Below are 20,362 nucleotides of genomic sequence, written 5' to 3'. Positions count from 1 at the left end.
AAGATTGTCCTAAGCCACCCTTCTCCCGCACATCTATGCACCGCGGACAGAACCACTCACCGTCCCTCCGTCCCCGCGCAGGCCGGCCACAATAGGCCAGATCGGACAAGGACGCGCAGTGGCCCTATCCGCACTGTCCATCCCGGCCACCCCTCTCCAGATGCTGCCCTACACCCGCATTCACCGCAAATCAGACCAGTCACATTCTCTCAATACCCCTCACACTCAAATGCAATCGGCCAAATCGGGCACGAACGCGCAGAACCTCCTTCTGAGAAGGGCTTCCCGGCTGCCAATCTCCCGATCCCCCCATGCACTCCAGTCAGAGCCGACAGGCCACCCCCCCGCACAGGCCAACGACAGGCCTCCGACGCAGGCGAGGCAATCCGAATATGATGTTGGGGGATAAACAACCCCCGGTGCCGCTCTAGGGTGGGGGCAGAATTCGGCACCGGGGGTGCAGCCTCAAGCCAGCTACAAACCCAATAACGGCAGCCCTTCACGCGATTTTAGCCATCACCCCCGACGGCACGCCGCATTCCTCGCCCCGCACATCCAGCGACAGGATGTTCAACCCCCAGCGCCGCCGCATCGCCACATGTCGCGTCAGCGCAAGGATCAGGGGCCAGCCGAAGCCCCCTTCAGACCCGCCTCCCGGAACCACCGGCCTGCGGCAGGTCTCCGGCACCGGGGCGGCAGCATCCACGATCCGCCAGTCCCGCCCCGTCCGCCCCGGTCCGGGCAGCACGGCGATCCAGCCCGCCCTGCCGCCATATCCATGCTGCACCACGTTGTTCAACGCCTCCGCCAGAACCAGAAGGGTGCAGTCCCGCTCATCCTGCGTCAGGCCAGCCATATCCTGCGCCCGCTCCATCTCTTCCAGCAGGCCGCGCACGGCCCTCGCGGTGGCCGGAATCACCCGCCGACCGCCCCGCGCCCCGCCGCGTCGCGGCGACCGCCCCTCCGTGCACCACCGGCAGGCCATCTCACAGCACGACGCGCAAGGCATCATCCACCCCCGGATGAATGGCAAAGACCGTATCCATCCGCGTCAGCCGGAACACCCGCGCCACCGCCGGGGTCAGCGCCGCCAGTTCCAGCACCTGCCCCGCCCGCAGAAAGCGCTGCGCGGCGACCACCGCCCCCAGCCCGCTCGAATCCAGAAACGTGACCTCGGACAGGTCAAGCACCACCCGCGCCCCCGCCTCCTCGATCACCGGCTGCATCCGGTCCTTGAACCCCAGCGCCGCAAGCGCATCCAGCCGCGCCCCGCGCGGTCGCACCACCGTCACCGCGCCATGGCGACTTGCATCGACATCCATCCCGCACCCCTTTCGAAGGCCTGCCGGAACAGTCGCGCAAAAGGATGAAGGATAGGTGAAGCCTAGTTCAGCTGGAACTGCAGAGGATAGCGCCCATCCTCGAAATCGCCGAACAGATCGGGCAGGTCCGGATGGCCCACCGGCTCCCCCGACTCGTCGGGCAGCAGGTTCTGTTCAGACACATAGGCCACGTAGTAGCTTTGGTCGTTCTCGGCCAGCAGGTGATAGAAGGGCTGCTCCTTCGACGGGCGTGCCTCTTCCGGGATGGCGTCATACCATTCCTCGGTATTGGCAAAGCGCGGATCGACATCAAAGATCACACCCCGGAAAGGGTGCTTCCGGTGCCGGACCACCTGTCCGATGTGATATTTCGCCCGCGCGGTAAACATGTCATTGCATCCCTTGAATTCGTTTACTAATCCCTCGCTCGGCCTCTTGTCCACCGGGCAGGTGGGACAAAGGGGAAACAGTCTGTGAACCTCATCCTTACAGTGCTGGAGATCGTGGCCCCCGTCGGCCTGCTCGGCCTCGTCGGTTTCCTCTGGGTGCGGGCCGGTTTCGAATACCGGCTGGAATTCATCACCCGCCTCTGCATGACACTCTCCGTCCCCGCCCTCGTCTTCACCGCCCTGATGCAGACAGAGGTGGACCCCGCCGCCCTCACCTCCCTCTCCCTCGCCGCCGCGCTGGCCTATGGCCTGCTCACCCTCGCCTTCTGGGGCCTCACCTCGGCGATGAAACTGGACCGGCGCACTTACCTCGCCCCGCTCATCTTCGGCAACACGGGCAATGTGGGCCTGCCCCTCGCGCTCTTCGCCTTCGGGCAGGCCGGGCTGGGCTATGCCATCGTCGTCTTCGCGGTGATGATCCTGTGGAGCTTCACCTTCGGCCTCTGGGTCGTGGCGGGCGGCGGCTCACCGGCCCGCCTGCTGCGCGAACCCATCATGGGGGCCACGCTCCTTGGCGCGCTCTTCCTCTGGCAGGGCTGGCAGACGCCCGCATGGCTCACCAACTCCCTCGAACTGACGGGCCAGATCGCCATCCCCCTGATGCTCATCACCCTCGGCGTCGCCGTCGCCCGCCTGAACGCCCGCCACCTTGGCCGCGCGCTCTGGCTCTCGGTCCTGCGCGCGGGCATCTGCCTTGCCGCAGCCCTCGGCGCGGGCCTCCTCTTCGACCTTCCCGGCACGGCGCTCGCCGTCCTGATCCTTCAGGTCACCACCCCCGTCGCCGTCACCTCCTACATGATGGCCGAGAAATACGGCGCCGACTCCGACTCGGTCGCGGGCCTCGTCATCGCCTCCACGCTCCTTTCGGTGATCACACTTCCGCTCACTCTCGCCTTTCTGATCTGAATCCGCGCGATCCGGCATTCCCCCCGCGCCGGTTTTCCCCTATCCTCACACCAAAATAAGAATGTGCGAGGGGCAAATGAGCAGATTTCTCCGCGCGTCGATCCTGTTGCTTTTGCTCGCCTCCTGCGGGGGCGGCAACTATTCGGCGCCCCGCAACCTGGACAATGCCTGCGCCCTCGCAAGCGAGAGGCCAGCCTATTTCCGGGCGATGAAGGATACCGAACGCCGCTGGGGCGTGCCGATCCACGTCCAGATGGCGACCTTCCATCAGGAATCGAAATTCATCGGCAACGCCCGCACCCCCCATCGCTACGCCTTGGGCGTCATCCCGATGGGCCGCCAATCCTCGGCCTATGGCTACAGCCAGGCCCTCGACGGCACGTGGGAAGAATACGAACAGGCCGTCGGCCGCTGGGGCGCGCGCCGCGACCGCATCGACGATGCTGCCGATTTCATGGGCTGGTACATGGACATCTCCACCCAGCGCCTCGGCATCTCCAAATGGGACGCGCAGGCCCAGTATCTGGCCTATCACGAAGGCCGCACCGGCTATGCCAACCAGTCCTACCTCAACAAGCCGTGGCTGATGGACGTCTCCGCCAAGGTGGCCGAGCGGGCCGAGATGTATCGCGCCCAGCTCGCCTCCTGCGGCCGCCTCTGATCGGGGTCGGCCTCAGCGGCTCCGCCGCTGCTGCTCCGTCGTGATGTTGAAAAGCGAGGCAGGCAGGTCCACGCCCAGCACCATCCGCTCCAGCATCACGGTCGTGCGGTTGCCCAGATCATCCGTGATGATCCACTGCGCCAGTGTGATCGGGTCCCGCGTGAACACCAGTTCGATCGTCCCGTATTCGGGATGCTCCGGGTCCTGCGCCACAACCCGCGTGGTGTCCTGCGCCTCGTAATGCCCCACCACCATCTTCGCCGCGCCCAGATCGACGTTCCGCGCAAGGATCAGGTTCAGGGGCGTCCGCCGCAGCGGATATTGCTCCGGCGGCTGGTTCGACTTGGCGTCAAAGATCGCCACCTGCCCGCCGCCCGCCATCACAAGGCTGCGGTCCGGCGGCGCATATTCGAACCGCACCCGCCCCGGCCGCTTGATGAACAGCTTGCCCTGCGATGTGCTGCCATCCGCATTCACCTGCGTGAACTCGGCCTCTGCCGTGGTCAGCCGGTTCAGATAGGCGCTCAACTCCGACAGCGGAATGATCTCGGCCCGCGCGGGCAGACCAAAGGCAAGGGCGGCAAGCGGGGCCAGCAAAAGGGCGGTGCGTCTGTTCATGCCCCACATATACCCCCTCGCCACGCGCCTTGCATCCCCACCTCCCGCGATGTTGCGAAGCTGTGCCGATCCTTTGATCGATCGTGACGCGCCCGCCCCATCCACCCCCGCCCCGGGCCTGACCCGGGACCTCTGCGACGAACAAGGGCAGGGGAACACGGATTGCCGATTCCTTAGGCGCTTTATGAAAGAAGATTTCGCCAAGATATCCTCATCGGATCGCAGAATAAGTCTCTCGAACAAGAATATTGTCAATTTTATTCTACTATATCACCAATACTTCGCCGATTCTTCGCAAACTACCCCCTCGCAGCCCGATCATCGCAAGCACCTTCCCCGGCGAATCCGGCATCCTCTGCCAAATCCATGCAACCCTCTGGCAAGGCAGGCAAAGATGAAGATCGTGGTTCTCGGCGCAGGCGTGATCGGTGTCACCTCGGCCTGGTATCTTGCCAAGGCCGGGCATGAGGTCACGGTGATCGACCGTCAGGCGGGCCCCTCGCTCGAAACCTCCTTCGCCAATGCGGGCGAAATCTCCCCCGGCTACTCCTCCCCTTGGGCCGCACCGGGCATCCCGCAAAAGGCGATCAAGTGGATGTTCATGAAACACGCGCCGCTGATCATCCAGCCGCGCCCGGACCTCACGAAACTCGGCTGGATGGCGAAGATGCTCGCCAACTGCACCACCGCCGCCTACCAGACCAACAAGCGCCGCATGGTGCGCCTTGCCGAATACTCCCGCGACTGCCTGATGGAACTGCGCGCGGAAACCGGCATCGCCTATGACGAACGCACCCAAGGCACGCTGCAACTCTTCCGCACGCAAAAGCAGGTGGAAGGCGCCGCGAAGGACATCGAAGTCCTCCGCGCCGACGGCGTCCCGTTCGAGGTGCTGGACCGCGACGCCTGCATCGCCGCCGAACCGGGGCTGGCATCGGCCCGCGACAAGATCGCCGGTGGCCTGCGCCTGCCGGGCGACGAAACCGGCGACTGCTTCAAATTCACCAATGGCCTCGCCGCCATGGCCGAACAGCTTGGCGTGACCTTCCGCTACGGCGTCTCCATCGACGGGCTTGAGGCGGAAGGTGGCCGCATCGCCGCCGTCCGCACCTCCGAAGGTCGCATCACGGCGGATGCCTTCGTCGTGGCGCTCGGCAGCTATTCGCCCTTCCTCGTTTCGCCCTTCGGGATGAAACTCCCGGTCTATCCGGTCAAGGGCTACTCCATCACCGTCCCGATCACCGACGAAAGCCGCGCGCCTGTCTCCACCGTGATGGACGAAACCCACAAGATCGCCATCACCCGCCTCGGTGACCGCATCCGCGTCGGCGGCATGGCCGAAATCGCGGGCTTCGACCTGTCGCTCAACCCCAAGCGCCGCGCCACGCTGGAGCATTCCGTCGAAGACCTCTTCGGCGGCGCAGGCGACCAGTCGCGCGCCACCTTCTGGACCGGCCTCCGCCCGATGACGCCCGACGGCACCCCGGTCGTCGGCCGCTCCACCATGCCGAACCTCTTCCTGAACACGGGCCACGGCACGCTGGGCTGGACCATGGCCGCTGGCTCGGGCCGCGTGCTGGCCGACATCGTCTCGGGACGCACGACGGAAATCGAAAGCGCCGACCTCGGCTATGCCCGCTACATCAAAGACGGCGCCCGCCGCGCCCAAGGCTTCGGCGCCGCCCAACCCGCCTGACCGCCAACCCCGCCCCGGACTTGATCCGGGGCCTCTGGCGTGCGGGGAGGCCCCGGATCAAATCCGGGGCGTGTTTTCCGCTGCTCGGCCCTGCCGCCCGAAAATCCGGCCGCATTCCGCAAGGAAACCGTTAACGGATTCATCTCCCACCGTTCGCTGCGTGCTGACACTTTGCGGTACAGAATCCGGCACAGGTTCCGGTACAGCCGTTACCGCTCTGGATCGCGGTAAAGATGCAACCCGCCCCGCCAGTCGGTGATCCGCCACAGCCCGTCCCCCAACGGCTCCGCATGGTCCCGCACCAGCGGCACCTTCCCGAAACCACCCGGAATATCAAGCACATAGGTCGGGATCAGCGTCCCGCTGATCCGCCCCCGCAACCCCGCCATCAACGCCTGCCCCTCGGCAATCGTCGTACGGAAATGCCCCGTCCCCTTCGCCAGATCACAATGATGCAGGTAATACGGCTTCACCCGGCACCCCACCAACCGCCGGAACAACCCCTCCAGCGCTGCCACGCTATCATTGATACCACGAAGCAGAACCGATTGGGAAAGCAGGGGAATTCCCGCATCGGCCAACCACCCCAAGGCCGCCTCCGCCGCCGCCCCGATTTCCTGCGAATGGTTGGTATGGACCACCACCCAGACCCCCGCGCCCCGCAATGCCGCCACCATCTCCGGCGTCACCTTTTCCGGCGCCACCACCGGAATCCGCGTGTGAATCCGCACCACGTCGACATGCGCTATCGATGATAGCCTTTCCATCAACCCCTTGATCCTGCGCGCAGAAAGCACCAAGGGATCGCCCCCCGTCAGGATCACCTCACGGATCGCCGGATTAACCGCCACGTAATCCAATGCTGCGACAAGGTCAGCCTCGGGCAAAGACCCTTCCTCGCCCACAGCCTCACGCCGGAAACAGAACCGGCAATAGACCTCGCAGGTTTTCGTCACATGCAGGATGACACGGTCAGGATAGCGATGCGTCAGCCCCTTCACCGGGGAATGCGCCTCATCCCCGATGGGATCGCCCAATTCCTCGTCGCGGATGGTCAGTTCCGCCACCGACGGCACGAATTGCCGCGCCACCGCGTCATCCGGCGCGGCAACCGCCCCGCGCATCGCGCCCGTCATGCGGATGCGGAACGCCTCCTCCACCGGACGCAGCGCAGCGGCGGACCCGGCAGGAACCAACCCCTCCGCCACCATCTCCGCCACGCCGTTGATTGCCCGTTCCGCCATTGCACCCGCCCTCTTTCGGGCGCGGCACCTAGCAAGGGGGCTGCAAAAGAACAAGGCCGCCCCCGCAGGGACGGCCCGTTGCCGTTAACTATCCGTTAACCCCTCACGCCTCCGGCACGAGGATCTCCCGCTTGCCCACATGGTTCGCGCGGGTCACGACGCCATCTTCCTCCATCTGCTCCACAAGGCGCGCGGCCTTGTTGTAGCCGATCCCCAGCTTCCGCTGGATGTAAGAGGTGGAACATTTCCGATCCTTCGCCACGATGGCCACCGCCTGATCATACAGCGCATCATCGCTGCCCTCGACCCCGCCACCGCCAAGGCCAAGCACAAGGTCGATGTCATCCGCCCTGTCGTCCTCCGGCCCCTCGACCACGCCCGACATATAGGACGGCGGGCCGAAGCTCTTGAGATGATTGACGATTTCCTCGACCTCTTCATCGCTCACGAAAGGCCCGTGGATACGCGTGATCTTCGCCCCGCCCGCCATGTACAGCATGTCGCCCATCCCCAGCAGCTGCTCCGCCCCCTGTTCGCCAAGGATGGTGCGGCTGTCGATCTTGGACGTGACCTGGAAGGAAATCCGCGTCGGGAAGTTCGCCTTGATCGTGCCGGTGATGACATCCACTGAAGGCCGCTGCGTCGCCATGATCAGATGGATGCCCGAGGCCCGCGCCATCTGCGCCAGACGCTGGATGCAGGCTTCGATCTCTTTCCCCGCAACCATCATCAGGTCGGCCATTTCGTCAACGATCACAACGATATAGGGCAGCGCGACGGGGGCGAATTCCTCCGTCTCGAACACAGGTTCCCCCGTATCCTCGTCGAACCCGGTCTGGATCGTGCGCTTGAACATCTCGCCCTTGGCCAACGCCTCGCGCACCCGGCCGTTATAGCCCTCGATGTTCCGCACGCCCATCTTGGACATCTTGCGGTAACGCTCCTCCATCTCGCCCACCACCCATTTCAGGGCGACGACGGCCTTCTTCGGGTCCGTCACCACGGGGCTGAGGAGATGCGGAATCCCGTCATAGACCGACAGTTCCAGCATCTTCGGGTCGATCATGATCAACCGGCACTCCTCGGGCGTCAGCTTGTAGAGGAGGGACAGGATCATCGTGTTGATGGCGACCGACTTGCCCGAACCCGTGGTCCCGGCGATCAGAAGGTGGGGCATCTTGGCAAGGTTCGCGACGATGGGTTCGCCCCCGATATCCTTGCCCAATGCCAGCGGCAACCGCATATTGCTGTCGCCAAAGTCCCGTGCCGAAAGGATTTCCCGCAGCACGACCTTTTCGCGGTGGGCATTCGGCAGTTCGATCCCGATGACGGTGCGACCCGGAACGGTCGACACCCGTGCGGACAGCGCCGACATCGACCGCGCGATGTCATCCGCCAAACCGATCACGCGGGATGCCTTCAACCCCGGCGCAGGCTCCAGCTCGTACATGGTGACCACCGGGCCGGGACGGACCGAAACGATCTCGCCCTTCACCCCGTAATCGTCCAGCACGCTTTCCAGCATCCGCGCATTCTCTTCCAGCGCCTCATCCGAAAGCGTATGCCGCTGCACCGTCGACGGTGCTGCCAGCAGCGACAGCGGCGGAAGTTCGTATTCCGGCTGCATATCCTCGAACTTCAGCCGCGGCTGCGCCTCGGCCATCGCCTGACGCGACGGGGCGACAGGCTTCTTCACCCCATGCTGGACGACCGGACGGCGATCCGCCACCACGGGGGCTCGCGGCACGGGAGCGGGATCGTAATCGTCCTCCTCGTCGTCCAGATCAGGGGCATGATCCGCAATCCCATCGGCCCGGAACATGTTTTCGGGCTGCACCCGATCCTCGTCCCAATAGGCCTCGGGCTCCATCACCGGCGCGGCGACAGGCACAGTATCGGCCCCGCGCAGCGCCGCCCCAAGCGGCGGCACGACGGGCGCGGCGGCAGGGGCAACCCCGGCAAAAAGCGGCGGCTCCGGCGGCAGGGGCATGGCGGCCCCACGCGGTTCCTGTTTGAAGACAAGCGGTTGCGGACCCCGCCGCAGCGCGGGCTCCCGCCGCTGCACGGCGGCCTGCACGGCGGAAACCGGCCCGCCCGGATTGCGGATGCGCGACTTGATCGCGTCCGAGATGCGGGCGCGGATGCGGTCCTCGTCCGGGGCCATGTCATCGGCAAAGTCGCGATACGCGGGTTCCACCAGTTCCGGCTCGGGCTCGGCAATGCGGCGCATCAGGTTCGGCATACGGGCCAGAAGCCCCAGTTTCTCCTTCGGCGGCGCGTAATGCGGCGCTTCGGCCAGCGGCGCGGAATAACGCGGCTCGGCGCGCAATTGCACCGGGCGCCCCCATTCCCCGGCGCCCTGCGCGGGGGAAACCGGCGGCTCGGTCATCGGGCGGCGCACCCTTGCGCCCCCACGCAGCGCAGGCTCCGCCTCGCCCTGCCATTCCCCCTGCACACGCGCCGCAGCCCCAGCCCCGCGCTGCGCCATCGCCGCGCGGCGACGGTCCTGCAAACCCTGCGCCGCCCGCACGGTGCCCGCAGCGCCCTGCCCCGCCAGAGCACGCGCCTGCGAATAGGCCAGCACCGACCCGACCATGAGGAAACGCCCCGCCGCCCGCAACTCCGCCATGTCGCAGCCGGTCACGAACAAAAGCATCGCCACCATGCCCAGCGCCACCAGCAGCGACACGATCTTCAGGCTGATCCCCGCCCCGCCCGGAACGATGGCGATCAGGGCCCCCACCATGGTATCCCCGAACAGCCCGCCCAGCCCAAAGGAATGCGGCCACCCCGCCCCCGGTACGAGCGTCGCCGCATAGACGGAACACATCGCCACCGCGATGACGGCAAAGACGATCCGCCCCAAGGCCCGCTCGGACCCCCGATGCAGCAGGAACCGCAGCCCCCACGCCGCCATGATCAGCGGAAGCGCCCATGCCCCACGCCCGACGATGATGATCAAGGTGGAGGAAAGCGCCGCGCCGAACCGGCCAAGCGCATTCTTTGCAGGCTCGTCCGTCGCCACCATCCAACCCGGATCGTCCGGGGAATAGGTCCAAAGCATCAGCACGAAAAGGAAGGCGACGCCCAGCAGGACAAGCCCGATAAGCTCGCGCCCGCGACGTTCCAGCATCGCCTGCATGTTCTGATCCAGAAGGGGATCACGCTGCCGCGCCTGATAGGATGCCATTCTGCCGTTCCTCACCCGTACACGCAGTCGCGCAGCCTGATCAGCCCGCGCCGCATTTCTTCTTTCGGGGCCACAAGGGCGACCCGGATATATCCCTTGCCGGGGTTCTGGCCCCCGGCCTCGCGCGACAGATAGGCACCGGGCAGAACCCGCACCCCCGCCTGCGTCCACAACTTCAACGCGGCCTCTTCGCCATCCTCGACCGGAAGCCACAGGAAGAACCCGCCCTCCGGGTTGGCAAAGCCCTGCACGCCCGCAAAAACCTCATCCGCGATGCGGAACTTTTCCTGATACAGCGCAAGGTTCGCCTGCACATGCGCCTCGTCCGCCCATGCCCGCTCGCTCACCCGCTGCACGGGCAGGGGAAGCGGCGCACCGGCAAAGGCGCGCAACTGGCGGATGCGGGCAATGCCCTGCGCGCCGCCCGCCACGAAACCGGACCGCAGCCCCGGCAGGTTCGACCGCTTGGACAGCGAATGGAACACGAAGATCCGTTCCGGGTCCGCCCCGACCTGCGCTGCCACCTCCAGCGCACCGGGCGGCGGCGCATCGCGCCAGATCTCGGAGTAGCATTCATCGGAAAAGACGCGGAAATCATGCGTCTCGGCCAGCCGCAGCAACCCCGCCAGATAATCGCGCGAGGCAATCGCCCCCTGCGGATTGGCGGGCGAGCACAGAAAGGCGATGGCCACCCGGTCCAGCACATCCTTGGGCAGGGCCGCGTAATCGGGCAGGAACCCCGTCGATGCCGTCGCGGGCACATAGACGGGCTCTGCCCCCATGGCCAGCGCCGCCACGGCATAGACCTGGTAGAAGGGGTTCGGCATCAGGACGACGGGCTTCTTCCCGCCCTTCACCTCTGGGCACAGCGCGACGGCGGCATTGAACAGCCCCTCGCGCGTGCCGTTCAGCACCATCAGCCGATCCTCGCCCAGATCGACCCCGTAACGCCGGCGCAGCCAGCCCGAAATCGCCGCCAGAAGTTCCGGCGTGCCGTCATTCGGCGGATAGATCCCGAAACCCGCGATGTTCTGCGCCATCACCTCGGCCACGAAATCGGGCATCGGATGGCGCGGTTCACCGATGGTCATGGCAATCGGCTCGGCCCCCGGCGCATGGGAGTCGAGCAACTTCCGCAAACGCGGAAATGCGTAATCTGGCAGGCTTTGAAACCGCTCAGGAAACTGCATTCATGCCTCAATCCCGGGGTCGTATCGCCCCGTTTGCGGCAACGATAACGAACCCGCGCGCGCCGGTCCAGAAAAAGGCAACGCCTCCCGCAACTTGGCGGCGAATGCTGTGGCTTTTGCGACTCGTGCCGCCTAGCGCAGCGCCCGCGCCGCCGCCGAACCAAGGCGCAAAAGCCGCTCTTCCTGCATCGGCGCGCCAAGGAAAGTGATGCCGCAGGATGGCTGCATCGTCGGCAGGGTCAGCCCGCACAGGCCCATCAGGTTGCCGATCCGCGTATTGCGCAGCGCCAGCAGATTCTCGGTCACGTAATAAGCGTCATCGGTCATCAACCGCTCTGCCTGCGGCGGCAGGATGGGCGATGTGGGCAGGATCACCGCGTCATAACCGGCGGTCCGGTCCAGCCAGACCTTGCGCAGAACCTCCAGCCGACGCCAAGCGGCCACGTAATCGGCGGCCGAGAAACCCGCCCCCGACCGGAACCGTTCCAGAATCCGCGGGAACATCTTCTGCGGCGCGGCCTCGATCACCTCACGCCAGATGCCATAGGCCTCGGCGGTGAAGATCAGCGCGGCCAATCCCATCGCCTCGGCCACTTCGGGGATGCGCCCCTGCGTCACCTCGGCCCCGGCGGCGGACAGACGGTTGCAGGCATCCTCGAAGCCCTGCGCTGGCCGGTCGCGCAAATCGTCCAGCGCGACAGTTTCCAGAACCAGCAGACGCGCCCCAGAAAGGCTTGCACCGGCCAGATCGGTGGGCCGCCCCCCCTCCATCGCGGCCAGAAGATGGGCGCAATCCTCGACTGTCTTGGCGATTGGGCCAATGGTGTCGAACTTCTCGCACAGCGGCACCGTGCCCCGCAGCGAAAGGCGCCCTGCCGTGGTCTTCAGGCCGACCAGATCATTCCACGCCGCCGGAATCCGCACCGATCCCCCGGTATCCGACCCGATCGCCGCCGGGGCCAGACCAAAGGCGACCGATGCCGCCGCCCCGGAGGATGACCCGCCGGGAACCGCGCCCTCGTCATTCACGCAAGGCGGGGTCGCAGTCACCGGGTTCAGGCCAAGACCGGAAAAGGCAAGCTCCGACATATGCGTCTTGCCTAGGCAGACCAATCCGCTTTGCGTTGCCACTTCAAGAACTTCCGCATCGCGATCCGGCACCCGCCCCTTCAGCAGGGCAGAACCGGATTCCGTGGCGACGCCGGCCGTATCGAAGAGGTCCTTCCAACTGACCGGCACCCCGTCCAGCAGCCCCCGCCGGAACCCGCGACGCGCGCGGTCATGCGCGGCCATCGCCTCGGCGCGGGCGCGGGCGGGGGTGGTGCGGGCATAGATTCTGTCGGCAAGGGGATGGGCAGCAATCGCCTCCAGATGACGTTCGGCCAGATCGACCGGATGGACACGGCCCGCCCCGATCTCGCGCCCAAGTTCCGCAGCCGTCAGGTTCTGCCAGCTCTTGACCATGCCAATTCTCCCCTTTTCGGGGCGAACGGTAGCGGCAGAGCGGCGCATGGACAATCCCGGCACCAAGGTCATATTGGGTATCATGACCTTCGATACCGATATCCTGATTGCGGGTGGCGGCCTCAACGGCCCGGCCCTCGCGCTTGCGCTGGCCCAAGGTGGTTTGCGCGTGACCGTGGTGGACAGCCGCCCTGCCCCGCAACGGGCAGAGGCAGGATTCGACGGGCGCGCCTATGCCCTTGCCATCGCCTCGCGGCGCCTGCTGACGATGATCGGCATTTGGCCGCGCGTGGGCGACCTTGCGCAGCCGATCCACCGCATCAAGGCCAGCGACGGATTGGCAGGGCAAGGTCCCGCCCCCTTCTTCCTGACCTTCGACGCGGCCGAGATCGAAGAGGGCCCGATGGGCTTTCTACTGGAGGATCGCCACCTCTACGCGGCCTTCCTCGCAGCCATGGCAGAGAACCCGAATGTAACCCTTCTGTCAGGCGAAACCGTCACAGAACAAGAGGTTACGCCCAATGGCGTTACCGTTTCGCTGGCCTCGGGGCGGCGCATCACGGCGCGCCTGCTGATCGGATGTGACGGGCGGGGCAGCGGGACGGCCACGCGGGCGGGCATTCGCCGTGTCGGCTGGGGCTATGGTCAGACCGCCCTCGTCACCGCGATCCGGCATGAGAAGGATCACGAAGGCACGGCGCATCAGTTTTTCATGCCCGAAGGTCCGCTGGCGATCCTGCCGCTCAAGGGCGGGCACCATTCGAGCATCGTCTGGAGCGAGACGGAGGAGAACGCCGCCCGCATTCACGCCCTTCCCGACGACCAGTATCTGGAGGCGCTTCGCCCGCGCTTTGGCGAATTCCTTGGGGAAATCGCCCTTGCCGGCGACCGTTTCACCTATCCGTTGTCGCTGTCGCTTGCCGAACGTTTCATCGCGCCGCGAGTGGCGCTGGTGGGGGATGCGGCGCATGGCGTGCATCCAATCGCCGGGCAGGGCCTGAACCTTGGCCTGCGCGATGTGGCAGCCCTAGCGCAGGTCCTGATCGAGGCCCGCAGACGGGGCGAGGATATCGGGAGCCAGACCACGCTGGAGGCCTATCAGCGCTGGCGCAGGTTCGATTCCACTGCCCTCGCGTTAGGGATGGATACGGTGAACCGCCTGTTTTCCAACGACAACCCGGTCCTTCGGGCGGGGCGCGATCTTGGCCTTGGCATCGTCAACGCCATGCCAAGCCTGCGCCGCCGGTTCATCCGGCAAGCCGCCGGATTGCAGGGGGATCTGCCACGCCTTCTGGCGGGCAAGGCGATCTAGTCGATCGCCCGCGCCTCGCTGACCAGCATGATCGGGATGCCATCCCGGATAGGAAAGGCCAGATGCGCGGCCTTGGACACCAGTTCCTGCCGCTCTGCATCATAGGTCAACACGGCCTGCGTCACGGGGCAGACCAGCGCCTCGATCATGCGGCGGTCGAATACGGTCGCCTCGGTCATTGCATAACCTCTTCCCCGGAACCGCCACGCAGGGCGAATTCGATCAATGTCACAAGCGTTTCCCGCCGCGTCGTCAACGATGGCGCCTCGAGCAGGGCCTGCTTGTCCTCGGGCGTGAAGGGGCACAGCATGGAGAGGGAGTTTATCAGCAACTCCGTCTCGGCCTCTTTCAGGCTGGACCAATCGGTCGACAGGTTCATCGTCTGCAGATAGCGGCCCAGCACCGCAAGGAAGGACTCGCGCCGGAAGCCCGGATCTTCCTCCGTCGGCCCCAGATCACGCTGGAACCCGCCCCAGTCGACCGAGCAGCGGCGATATGGGGTGAAACCCGACACCTCTTCTTTCACGCGGAATCGCGAAATGCCAGAGAGGGTAATCATATAGCGCCCATCCTCGGTTTCCGAGAACCCGGTCAGGCGGCCCGCGCAACCGATGGCATTCAGACGTTTCTCCCCCGTGCCCGGAACCTCGCGCGGCTGGATCATGCCGATCAGACGATGCTTGGTCTTCAGGCAATCCTCGATCATCGCCAGATAGCGCGGTTCGAATATGTGCAGAGGCAGACGCCCGCGCGGCAGCAAAAGTGCTCCGGGCAAAGGGAAGACAGGGATCGTTTCAGGCAGGTCGGCAGCGTTCATCATGCACCTGAAGCTAGGCCGCGCCTTCCGTCAGGCAAATATCATCGACGACAGGCGGCGACGTCCTTTCAGGACGATGGGATCGGTGGGCTTCAGCGCGTCGAATATTGTCAGAAGCTGCGCCTTGGCTGCGCCCTCGTTCCATTCCCGATCCAGCCGGAACAGATCCAGCAGCACATCCACCGCCTCTTCCACCTTGCCCGCCGCGTGCAGCGCCAGCGCTAGGTCGAACCGCGCCTGCCGGTCCTGCGGATTTGCCTCGACTGCGGCGCGCAATTCCTGTTCGGGCCCTGCATTCGCGGCCTGCCGGGCCAATTCGAGCTGCGCACGTGCGGCCTCGATCTCCTTCGCCTTGGCAATGGCCGCAGGCGCGGCGGCCAGCATCGCCTCCGCCTGGTCCAACTCTCCCAGCGCGAGGTAGCAGCGCACCATGCCGCCATAGGCACCCGCATTCTCGGGCTCTTCGCCAAGGATCGCGGCGAAGGTTTCGGCGGCATCGGTCACCGCGCCCTCGGCCAGCATCTGCTCTGCCGCTTCCAAAGCCTCGGCCAAGCCGCCATCACCCGCAAGCGCCGAAAGCTTGTCGATGAACTTCTTGATTTCCGAGGCAGGAATCGCGCCCTGAAAGCCGTCGACAGGTTGGCCCTGCCAGAAGGCATATACCGTGGGAATCGACTGGATCCGCAGTTGGGCGGCGATCATCTGGTTCTGGTCCACATCGACCTTCACCATCCGCACCTTGCCCTTCGCCGCCGTCACCGCCGCCTCGAGCGCCGGGCCGAGCGTGCGGCAGGGGCCGCACCAGGTGGCCCAGAAATCGACGATCACGGGCACCTCGCGGCTGGCCTCGATCACGTCCTGCATGAAGGTCGCCTCGGTGGCGTCCTTGATCAACTCGGCCTTCGGCCCGCCATTCTGATCCATGCCGAACATCGCATTCCCCATCACGCATATCTTGCCGCATCTATATGCGCGCGGCAGGCGCGGAGTCCAAGAGGCAAAGCCGCTTTACCTGCGGCGAGAGGCACCCTAGCCTGCGCCGCGAAAAGCAAGACCGGAGGCGCCATGCCCACCCTTCTGACATTCGGCGACAGCAACACCCATGGCACGCCGCCCATCGTGGAACGCGGCGAGTATCGCCGTTTCGGGCGCGGGGTGCGCTGGCCCACGGTGACCCATGCGGCCTTGGGCGCGGATTGGGAACTGGTCGAGGAAGGTCTGCCGGGACGCACGGCACAATATGACGATCCCGTCATGGGAGACATCATGAATGGCCGTCCGGCGCTGCGGATGGCGCTGCAATCGCATGGTCCGATCGATGTGATGACCCTGATGCTTGGCACGAATGACGTGAAGACACGCTTCGCGACAGAACCGGCACAGGTCGTGGCAGGAATTGCGGGACTCCTCGACGTGGCGCAGTCGCTTGAATACCAGACGCGGCATGGCGGGTTCCGCATCCTTCTGATCTGCCCGCCCCCCGTGGTGGAGACGGGGCCGATCGCCACGGAATTCTGGGGCGGGGCCGAACGGTCACGCGCCCTTGCACCGCTATATGCCGATCTCGCCCGGTCGCGCGGCGTGGGTTTCCTTGATGCGGGCAAGGTGATCGAGGTAAGCCCCATCGACGGCGTGCATTTCGACGAGGCGGCCCATGCAAAGCTTGGTGCAGCCGTCGCGCAGGCCGTGACCGCCCTTCTTTGAACGCTTTGCAGCACAGGACCCTTTCATGCAGATCGAACAGACCGCCCTGCCCGGCGTCGTCATCCTGACCCCGCAGCGCTTTGGCGATGCGCGGGGCTGGTTCACCGAAACATGGAATGCCGAGCGCATGGCAGACGCGGGGCTGGGCCTTGCCTTCGTGCAGGACAACCATTCCTTTTCGGCCCAGCAGGGCACGCTGCGCGGCCTGCATTACCAGTCGCCCCCCCGCGCTCAGGACAAACTGATCCGCTGCACACGGGGAACGATCCGCGATGTCGCGGTGGACGGTCGGCGCGGATCGCCCACCTACGGGAAATGGGTGGCCGTGGACCTGAGCGCCGAAAATGGCCGCCAACTGCTGGTTCCCAAAGGATTTCTGCACGGTTTCGTCACACTTACGCCGGATTGCGAGGTGCAGTACAAATGCACCGATACCTACGCCCCTGCCCATGACGGCGCGGTGCGCTGGGATTCCGTCGGGGTTGATTGGGGCCTGTCCGGCGATCCGGTTCTGTCTGCCAAGGATGCGGCAGCGCCGGCCTTTGCCGATTGGCAAAGCCCCTTTGTTTGGGAGAGTGCGGAATGAAGATCCTGATCACCGGCGGCGCGGGCTTCATCGGCTCGGCCGTGGCGCGTCTGGCGGTCGCGCGGGGGCATTCGGTGGTGAATGTCGATGCGCTGACCTATGCGGCCTGTCTGGATAACGTGGCATCAGTCGGCAATTCGCCGCTCTATGCCTTTGAAAAAGCGGATATTCGCGACCGTGCGGCGATGGAGGCGATCCTAGCCCGGCACGAACCCGATGCTGTGATGCATTTGGCCGCCGAAAGCCATGTAGACCGGTCGATCGACGGGCCGGGAGATTTCATCGAAACCAACGTGACCGGCACCTTCACCCTGCTGGAGGCAGCCCGCGCTTATTGGACCCGACAGGGCAAGCCAGAAGATTTCCGTTTCCACCACATCTCGACCGACGAGGTGTTCGGTTCGCTGGGCCCGACGGGCAAGTTCACCGAGGAAACACCCTATGATCCCCGCAGCCCCTATTCGGCATCAAAGGCGGCATCGGACCATCTGGTACGGGCTTGGCACGAAACCTATGGCCTGCCGGTTGTTCTGACGAATTGTTCAAACAATTACGGCCCCTTCCATTTCCCGGAAAAACTGATCCCCGTCGTGATCCTGAACGCTTTGGCGGGAAAGGCGATTCCCGTCTACGGCGCGGGCGAGAATGTGCGCGACTGGCTGTTCGTGGAAGATCACGCCGATGCCCTGCTGACGGTGCTGGAAAAAGGCCCGCTGGGCCGCAGTTACAATATCGGCGGCGAGAACGAGGCGAGGAACATCGATCTGGTCCGCATGATCTGCGCGCTTATGGACGAATTGCATCCGCAGGGTGCGCCACATGACCGGCTGATCACTTTCGTGACCGACCGTCCGGGGCATGATCTGCGCTATGCCATCGATCCGACGCGGATCCGCGAGGAACTGGGCTGGCGGCCGTCGGTCACGCTGGAGGAAGGGCTGCGCCGGACCGTCCGCTGGTATCTGGACAACGAGGCTTGGTGGCGTCCGCTTCTGGCGCGTCAGGGTGTTGGCCAAAGGCTGGGGGTGAAAGCTTGAGGCTGCTGGTATTCGGCCGCACCGGGCAGGTGGCGCGTGAACTCGCCCGGCACATGCCACCCACGGTTTCGGCAACGTTCCTTGGGCGCGAAGACGTCGATCTTGTGCAACCCGCCCGCTGTGCCGAGGCGATTGCCGCCCATCCCTGCGATGCGGTGATCAATGCTGCCGCATGGACCGCCGTCGACAAGGCCGAAACGGAAGAGGCGGCGGCGCGGTTGGTGAATGGCGAAAGCCCGGCTGCCATGGCCCGCGCCTGCGCGGCGAGGGGCATTCCGTTCCTGCATGTGTCGACCGACTATGTCTTCGACGGCAAGGGTGATGCACCCTTCACCCCGGATCACCCAACACAACCCCTGAACGCCTATGGCCGCGGCAAGCTTGCCGGAGAGATTGCGATCCGCGAAAGCGGGGCGCGGCACCTGATCCTGCGCACGAGTTGGGTGGTTTCGGCCCATGGCCAGAACTTCGTCAAGACGATGCTGCGCCTTGGCGCGGAACGTGCCGCCCTGAACGTGGTGGCGGATCAGCATGGCGCGCCAACGCCCGCCGCCGACATCGCCGACGCGCTGATCAAGGCGGCAATCGCGATTCGCGACGGAGCGACGGGTGGAACCCATCACTTCGCCGGAATACCCGACACGACATGGGCCGCCTTCGCCCGCACCATCATGGAGATGGCAGGGCTGCCTTGCACGATCGCGGACATCCCCTCTTCCGCCTATCCGACCCCGGCCGCGCGCCCGCAGAATTCCCGGCTGGACTGTTCGGCCTTTACCGGTGACTTCGGCATCCCCCGCCCCGACTGGCGCGTGGGCCTTGCCGACATCCTTCAGGAGTTGCGCGCATGACCAGACGCAAGGGCATCATCCTCGCCGGCGGGTCCGGCACGCGGCTTTGGCCGATCACGATGGGCGTGTCGAAGCAGCTTCTGCCGCTCTATGACAAACCGATGATCTACTACCCGCTCTCGGTCCTCATGTTGGGGGGCATCCGCGAGATCGCGATCATCACCACGCCGGAAGATCAGTCGCAATTCCAACGGCTTATGGGTGATGGCAGCCAGTGGGGCCTGTCCTTCACATGGATCGTGCAACCCTCGCCGGACGGGCTGGCGCAGGCCTATATCCTCGCCCGCGACTTCCTGAATGGCGCGCCTTCGGCGATGGTTCTGGGCGACAACATCTTCTTCGGCCATGGCCTGCCAGAAACGCTCGCCACAGCCGACGGGCAGGAAACCGGAGGCACCGTTTTCGGCTATCGGGTTGCCGATCCGGAACGCTACGGCGTGGTGGATTTCGCCCCTGATGGGCAGGTGCGAGCGATCATCGAAAAGCCCGAAAAACCGCCGTCGAATTATGCCGTGACCGGTCTCTACTACCTTGATGGCCGCGCGCCCGATCTGGCGGAAAGCGTGCGCCCCTCGCCGAGGGGAGAGTTGGAAATCGTTGATCTGCTTGAGAAATACCGCGCCGAGGGGTCGCTTCGGGTGGAACGCATGGGGCGCGGATTTGCGTGGTTGGATACGGGTACCCACGGGTCCTTGCTGGACGCCGGGAACTTCGTCCGCACCCTGACCGACAGGCAGGGACTGCAGGTTGGCAGCCCGGACGAGATCGCATGGCGGTCGGGATTCATCACCCACGACGACCTGCTGAAACGGGCCGAGACTTTCCGCAAGAACGATTATGGGCGCTATCTGCTTGGAATCGCTTCGGAATGATACATGCAAAAAACATGATGAAATTCGCCTGACCTGCGCTAACCTGTCGCAGACGGGCCGGTGACTCACCCCTTTCGGCCCGCCCTTTGGGAGGAGGGATGACAGGGATGAAGCAGCTTATCGCCTTGATCTGTGTGATCAGTTGGTCGGGTTTCTGGGCCTTCGGCTATCTGGCCCTTTCCGCCGACATACAGGATCAGACCCAGATGGTCACCGCCGGTTTTCTTGCCTTTGCGGGGTTCCTGACGGGGATGTTCACCTATATGCGCCTGTCGCGCGACATTCCGTCAAACCCCTGAGAACGCAGGATTAATCAACAGAAGGCACGGGAAATGGCAGTGCCGCGGCCGGTGCCGTAAAGCGTACCGCAAACTGTGCATACGCACGGTGCTGCAGAACACCGTTAACCATCAGGCCGGACGGAAGATTCGCCCCTTCGTCCC

Annotated in this window: 21 protein-coding genes; 10 read left to right on the top strand and 11 right to left on the bottom strand. The window is 65.1% G+C overall.

Annotated elements, in window-relative coordinates:
- Positions 1-499 precede the first annotated feature (499 nt).
- From TabM4_RS00515 to hspQ, 3 genes are all read right to left on the bottom strand, one after another.
- On the bottom strand, positions 500-985 hold the full coding sequence (locus tag TabM4_RS00515) for an ATP-binding protein (RefSeq protein ID WP_434616892.1): 486 nt from the start codon (positions 983-985) through the stop codon (positions 500-502).
- A 1-nt stretch (position 986) separates the two neighbouring features.
- The gene (locus tag TabM4_RS00510) at positions 987-1,322 is read right to left on the bottom strand and encodes an STAS domain-containing protein (protein WP_434616889.1); all 336 of its coding nucleotides are present in this window, start codon (positions 1,320-1,322) and stop codon (positions 987-989) included.
- A 62-nt stretch (positions 1,323-1,384) separates the two neighbouring features.
- The gene (gene hspQ / locus TabM4_RS00505; RefSeq protein WP_434616886.1) at positions 1,385-1,711 is read right to left on the bottom strand and encodes a heat shock protein HspQ; all 327 of its coding nucleotides are present in this window, start codon (positions 1,709-1,711) and stop codon (positions 1,385-1,387) included.
- Between the two features lie 84 nt (positions 1,712-1,795).
- Between hspQ and TabM4_RS00500 the strand changes: the two genes are divergently transcribed.
- Positions 1,796-2,677 carry an AEC family transporter gene (locus TabM4_RS00500; protein ID WP_434616883.1) on the top strand — a complete coding sequence of 294 codons (882 nt, stop codon included), beginning with the start codon at positions 1,796-1,798 and terminating at the stop codon, positions 2,675-2,677.
- Between the two features lie 76 nt (positions 2,678-2,753).
- The gene (locus tag TabM4_RS00495; RefSeq protein WP_434616880.1) at positions 2,754-3,338 is read left to right on the top strand and encodes a lytic transglycosylase; all 585 of its coding nucleotides are present in this window, start codon (positions 2,754-2,756) and stop codon (positions 3,336-3,338) included.
- A 12-nt stretch (positions 3,339-3,350) separates the two neighbouring features.
- Here TabM4_RS00495 and TabM4_RS00490 read toward each other — a convergent pair whose 3' ends face one another.
- Entirely contained in the window at positions 3,351-3,956 is a 606-nt protein-coding gene (locus tag TabM4_RS00490; protein WP_434616878.1) for a LolA family protein, read from the bottom strand.
- 394 nt (positions 3,957-4,350) lie between these two features.
- Between TabM4_RS00490 and TabM4_RS00485 the strand changes: the two genes are divergently transcribed.
- Positions 4,351-5,652: a D-amino acid dehydrogenase gene (locus TabM4_RS00485; RefSeq protein WP_434616875.1), complete on the top strand. Its 1,302-nt coding sequence runs from the start codon at positions 4,351-4,353 to the stop codon at positions 5,650-5,652.
- Positions 5,653-5,861: 209 nt separating this feature from the next.
- Here the strand turns inward: TabM4_RS00485 and TabM4_RS00480 are convergent, their stop codons facing one another.
- The 4 genes from TabM4_RS00480 to TabM4_RS00465 all read right to left on the bottom strand — a co-directional run bounded on the left by TabM4_RS00480 (position 5,862) and on the right by TabM4_RS00465 (position 12,740).
- Positions 5,862-6,896 carry a lysine-2,3-aminomutase-like protein gene (locus TabM4_RS00480; protein WP_434616872.1) on the bottom strand — a complete coding sequence of 345 codons (1,035 nt, stop codon included), beginning with the start codon at positions 6,894-6,896 and terminating at the stop codon, positions 5,862-5,864.
- A 103-nt stretch (positions 6,897-6,999) separates the two neighbouring features.
- Positions 7,000-10,086: a DNA translocase FtsK 4TM domain-containing protein gene (locus TabM4_RS00475; protein WP_434616869.1), complete on the bottom strand. Its 3,087-nt coding sequence runs from the start codon at positions 10,084-10,086 to the stop codon at positions 7,000-7,002.
- Between the two features lie 11 nt (positions 10,087-10,097).
- The gene (locus tag TabM4_RS00470; RefSeq protein WP_434616866.1) at positions 10,098-11,276 is read right to left on the bottom strand and encodes an aminotransferase class I/II-fold pyridoxal phosphate-dependent enzyme; all 1,179 of its coding nucleotides are present in this window, start codon (positions 11,274-11,276) and stop codon (positions 10,098-10,100) included.
- Positions 11,277-11,408: 132 nt separating this feature from the next.
- Positions 11,409-12,740, bottom strand: coding sequence for an amidase (locus TabM4_RS00465; RefSeq protein WP_434616863.1), 1,332 nt, complete (start codon positions 12,738-12,740; stop codon positions 11,409-11,411).
- 82 nt (positions 12,741-12,822) lie between these two features.
- Between TabM4_RS00465 and TabM4_RS00460 the strand changes: the two genes are divergently transcribed.
- Positions 12,823-14,052, top strand: a complete 1,230-nt coding sequence (locus TabM4_RS00460; RefSeq protein WP_434621852.1) for a UbiH/UbiF/VisC/COQ6 family ubiquinone biosynthesis hydroxylase — start codon at positions 12,823-12,825, stop codon at positions 14,050-14,052.
- Here TabM4_RS00460 and TabM4_RS00455 read toward each other — a convergent pair.
- From TabM4_RS00455 to trxA, 3 genes are read right to left on the bottom strand one after another with little or no spacing between them, the layout of a single operon-like run.
- On the bottom strand, positions 14,049-14,231 hold the full coding sequence (locus TabM4_RS00455) for a Trm112 family protein (protein ID WP_434616860.1): 183 nt from the start codon (positions 14,229-14,231) through the stop codon (positions 14,049-14,051). The two genes, TabM4_RS00460 and TabM4_RS00455, sit on opposite strands and share 4 nt — an antisense overlap.
- Positions 14,228-14,872: an LON peptidase substrate-binding domain-containing protein gene (locus tag TabM4_RS00450; protein WP_434616857.1), complete on the bottom strand. Its 645-nt coding sequence runs from the start codon at positions 14,870-14,872 to the stop codon at positions 14,228-14,230. Before TabM4_RS00450 ends, TabM4_RS00455 begins: the two co-directional genes overlap by 4 nt.
- 27 nt (positions 14,873-14,899) lie before the next feature.
- Positions 14,900-15,814, bottom strand: coding sequence for a thioredoxin (gene trxA, locus TabM4_RS00445; RefSeq protein ID WP_434616854.1), 915 nt, complete (start codon positions 15,812-15,814; stop codon positions 14,900-14,902).
- 120 nt (positions 15,815-15,934) lie between these two features.
- Here trxA and TabM4_RS00440 point away from each other — a divergent pair, with 120 nt between their 5' ends.
- The 6 genes from TabM4_RS00440 (at position 15,935) to TabM4_RS00415 (ending at position 20,218) form a co-directional block, all read left to right on the top strand.
- Positions 15,935-16,573 carry an SGNH/GDSL hydrolase family protein gene (locus TabM4_RS00440; RefSeq protein WP_434616852.1) on the top strand — a complete coding sequence of 213 codons (639 nt, stop codon included), beginning with the start codon at positions 15,935-15,937 and terminating at the stop codon, positions 16,571-16,573.
- 25 nt (positions 16,574-16,598) lie between these two features.
- A complete protein-coding gene (gene rfbC, locus TabM4_RS00435) occupies positions 16,599-17,159 on the top strand; it encodes a dTDP-4-dehydrorhamnose 3,5-epimerase (protein ID WP_434616849.1) in 561 nt (186 codons plus the stop codon).
- A complete protein-coding gene (gene rfbB, locus TabM4_RS00430; protein ID WP_434616846.1) occupies positions 17,156-18,196 on the top strand; it encodes a dTDP-glucose 4,6-dehydratase in 1,041 nt (346 codons plus the stop codon). Before rfbC ends, rfbB begins: the two co-directional genes overlap by 4 nt.
- Positions 18,193-19,047, top strand: a complete 855-nt coding sequence (gene rfbD / locus TabM4_RS00425; protein ID WP_434616843.1) for a dTDP-4-dehydrorhamnose reductase — start codon at positions 18,193-18,195, stop codon at positions 19,045-19,047. Before rfbB ends, rfbD begins: the two co-directional genes overlap by 4 nt.
- Positions 19,044-19,919, top strand: coding sequence for a glucose-1-phosphate thymidylyltransferase RfbA (gene rfbA, locus TabM4_RS00420; RefSeq protein ID WP_434616840.1), 876 nt, complete (start codon positions 19,044-19,046; stop codon positions 19,917-19,919). Before rfbD ends, rfbA begins: the two co-directional genes overlap by 4 nt.
- A gap of 107 nt (positions 19,920-20,026) precedes the next feature.
- Positions 20,027-20,218, top strand: coding sequence for a hypothetical protein (locus TabM4_RS00415; RefSeq protein ID WP_434616837.1), 192 nt, complete (start codon positions 20,027-20,029; stop codon positions 20,216-20,218).
- Positions 20,219-20,362 lie beyond the last annotated feature (144 nt).

Source organism: Tabrizicola sp. M-4 (genome assembly GCF_051132405.1).
Classification (GTDB): Bacteria; Pseudomonadota; Alphaproteobacteria; order Rhodobacterales; family Rhodobacteraceae; genus Paragemmobacter.
The sequence above is the reverse complement of the archived record's forward strand: the minus strand, read 5'-3'. Positions and strand labels throughout refer to the sequence as shown.

Bases quoted from the DNA above. Each gene is read 5' to 3' on its own strand.
- TabM4_RS00515 (WP_434616892.1), bottom strand. From the start codon at position 985: ATGGCCTGCCGGTGGTGCACGGAGGGGCGGTCGCCGCGACGCGGCGGG.
- TabM4_RS00510 (WP_434616889.1), bottom strand. From the start codon at position 1,322: ATGGATGTCGATGCAAGTCGCCATGGCGCGGTGACGGTGGTGCGACCG.
- hspQ (WP_434616886.1), bottom strand. From the start codon at position 1,711: ATGTTTACCGCGCGGGCGAAATATCACATCGGACAGGTGGTCCGGCAC.
- TabM4_RS00495 (WP_434616880.1), top strand. From the start codon at position 2,754: ATGAGCAGATTTCTCCGCGCGTCGATCCTGTTGCTTTTGCTCGCCTCC.
- TabM4_RS00490 (WP_434616878.1), bottom strand. From the start codon at position 3,956: ATGAACAGACGCACCGCCCTTTTGCTGGCCCCGCTTGCCGCCCTTGCC.
- TabM4_RS00485 (WP_434616875.1), top strand. From the start codon at position 4,351: ATGAAGATCGTGGTTCTCGGCGCAGGCGTGATCGGTGTCACCTCGGCC.
- TabM4_RS00480 (WP_434616872.1), bottom strand. From the start codon at position 6,896: ATGGCGGAACGGGCAATCAACGGCGTGGCGGAGATGGTGGCGGAGGGG.
- TabM4_RS00475 (WP_434616869.1), bottom strand. From the start codon at position 10,086: ATGGCATCCTATCAGGCGCGGCAGCGTGATCCCCTTCTGGATCAGAAC.
- TabM4_RS00470 (WP_434616866.1), bottom strand. From the start codon at position 11,276: ATGCAGTTTCCTGAGCGGTTTCAAAGCCTGCCAGATTACGCATTTCCG.
- TabM4_RS00465 (WP_434616863.1), bottom strand. From the start codon at position 12,740: ATGGTCAAGAGCTGGCAGAACCTGACGGCTGCGGAACTTGGGCGCGAG.
- TabM4_RS00460 (WP_434621852.1), top strand. From the start codon at position 12,823: ATGACCTTCGATACCGATATCCTGATTGCGGGTGGCGGCCTCAACGGC.
- TabM4_RS00455 (WP_434616860.1), bottom strand. From the start codon at position 14,231: ATGACCGAGGCGACCGTATTCGACCGCCGCATGATCGAGGCGCTGGTC.
- TabM4_RS00450 (WP_434616857.1), bottom strand. From the start codon at position 14,872: ATGATGAACGCTGCCGACCTGCCTGAAACGATCCCTGTCTTCCCTTTG.
- trxA (WP_434616854.1), bottom strand. From the start codon at position 15,814: ATGGGGAATGCGATGTTCGGCATGGATCAGAATGGCGGGCCGAAGGCC.
- TabM4_RS00440 (WP_434616852.1), top strand. From the start codon at position 15,935: ATGCCCACCCTTCTGACATTCGGCGACAGCAACACCCATGGCACGCCG.
- rfbC (WP_434616849.1), top strand. From the start codon at position 16,599: ATGCAGATCGAACAGACCGCCCTGCCCGGCGTCGTCATCCTGACCCCG.
- rfbB (WP_434616846.1), top strand. From the start codon at position 17,156: ATGAAGATCCTGATCACCGGCGGCGCGGGCTTCATCGGCTCGGCCGTG.
- rfbA (WP_434616840.1), top strand. From the start codon at position 19,044: ATGACCAGACGCAAGGGCATCATCCTCGCCGGCGGGTCCGGCACGCGG.
- TabM4_RS00415 (WP_434616837.1), top strand. From the start codon at position 20,027: ATGAAGCAGCTTATCGCCTTGATCTGTGTGATCAGTTGGTCGGGTTTC.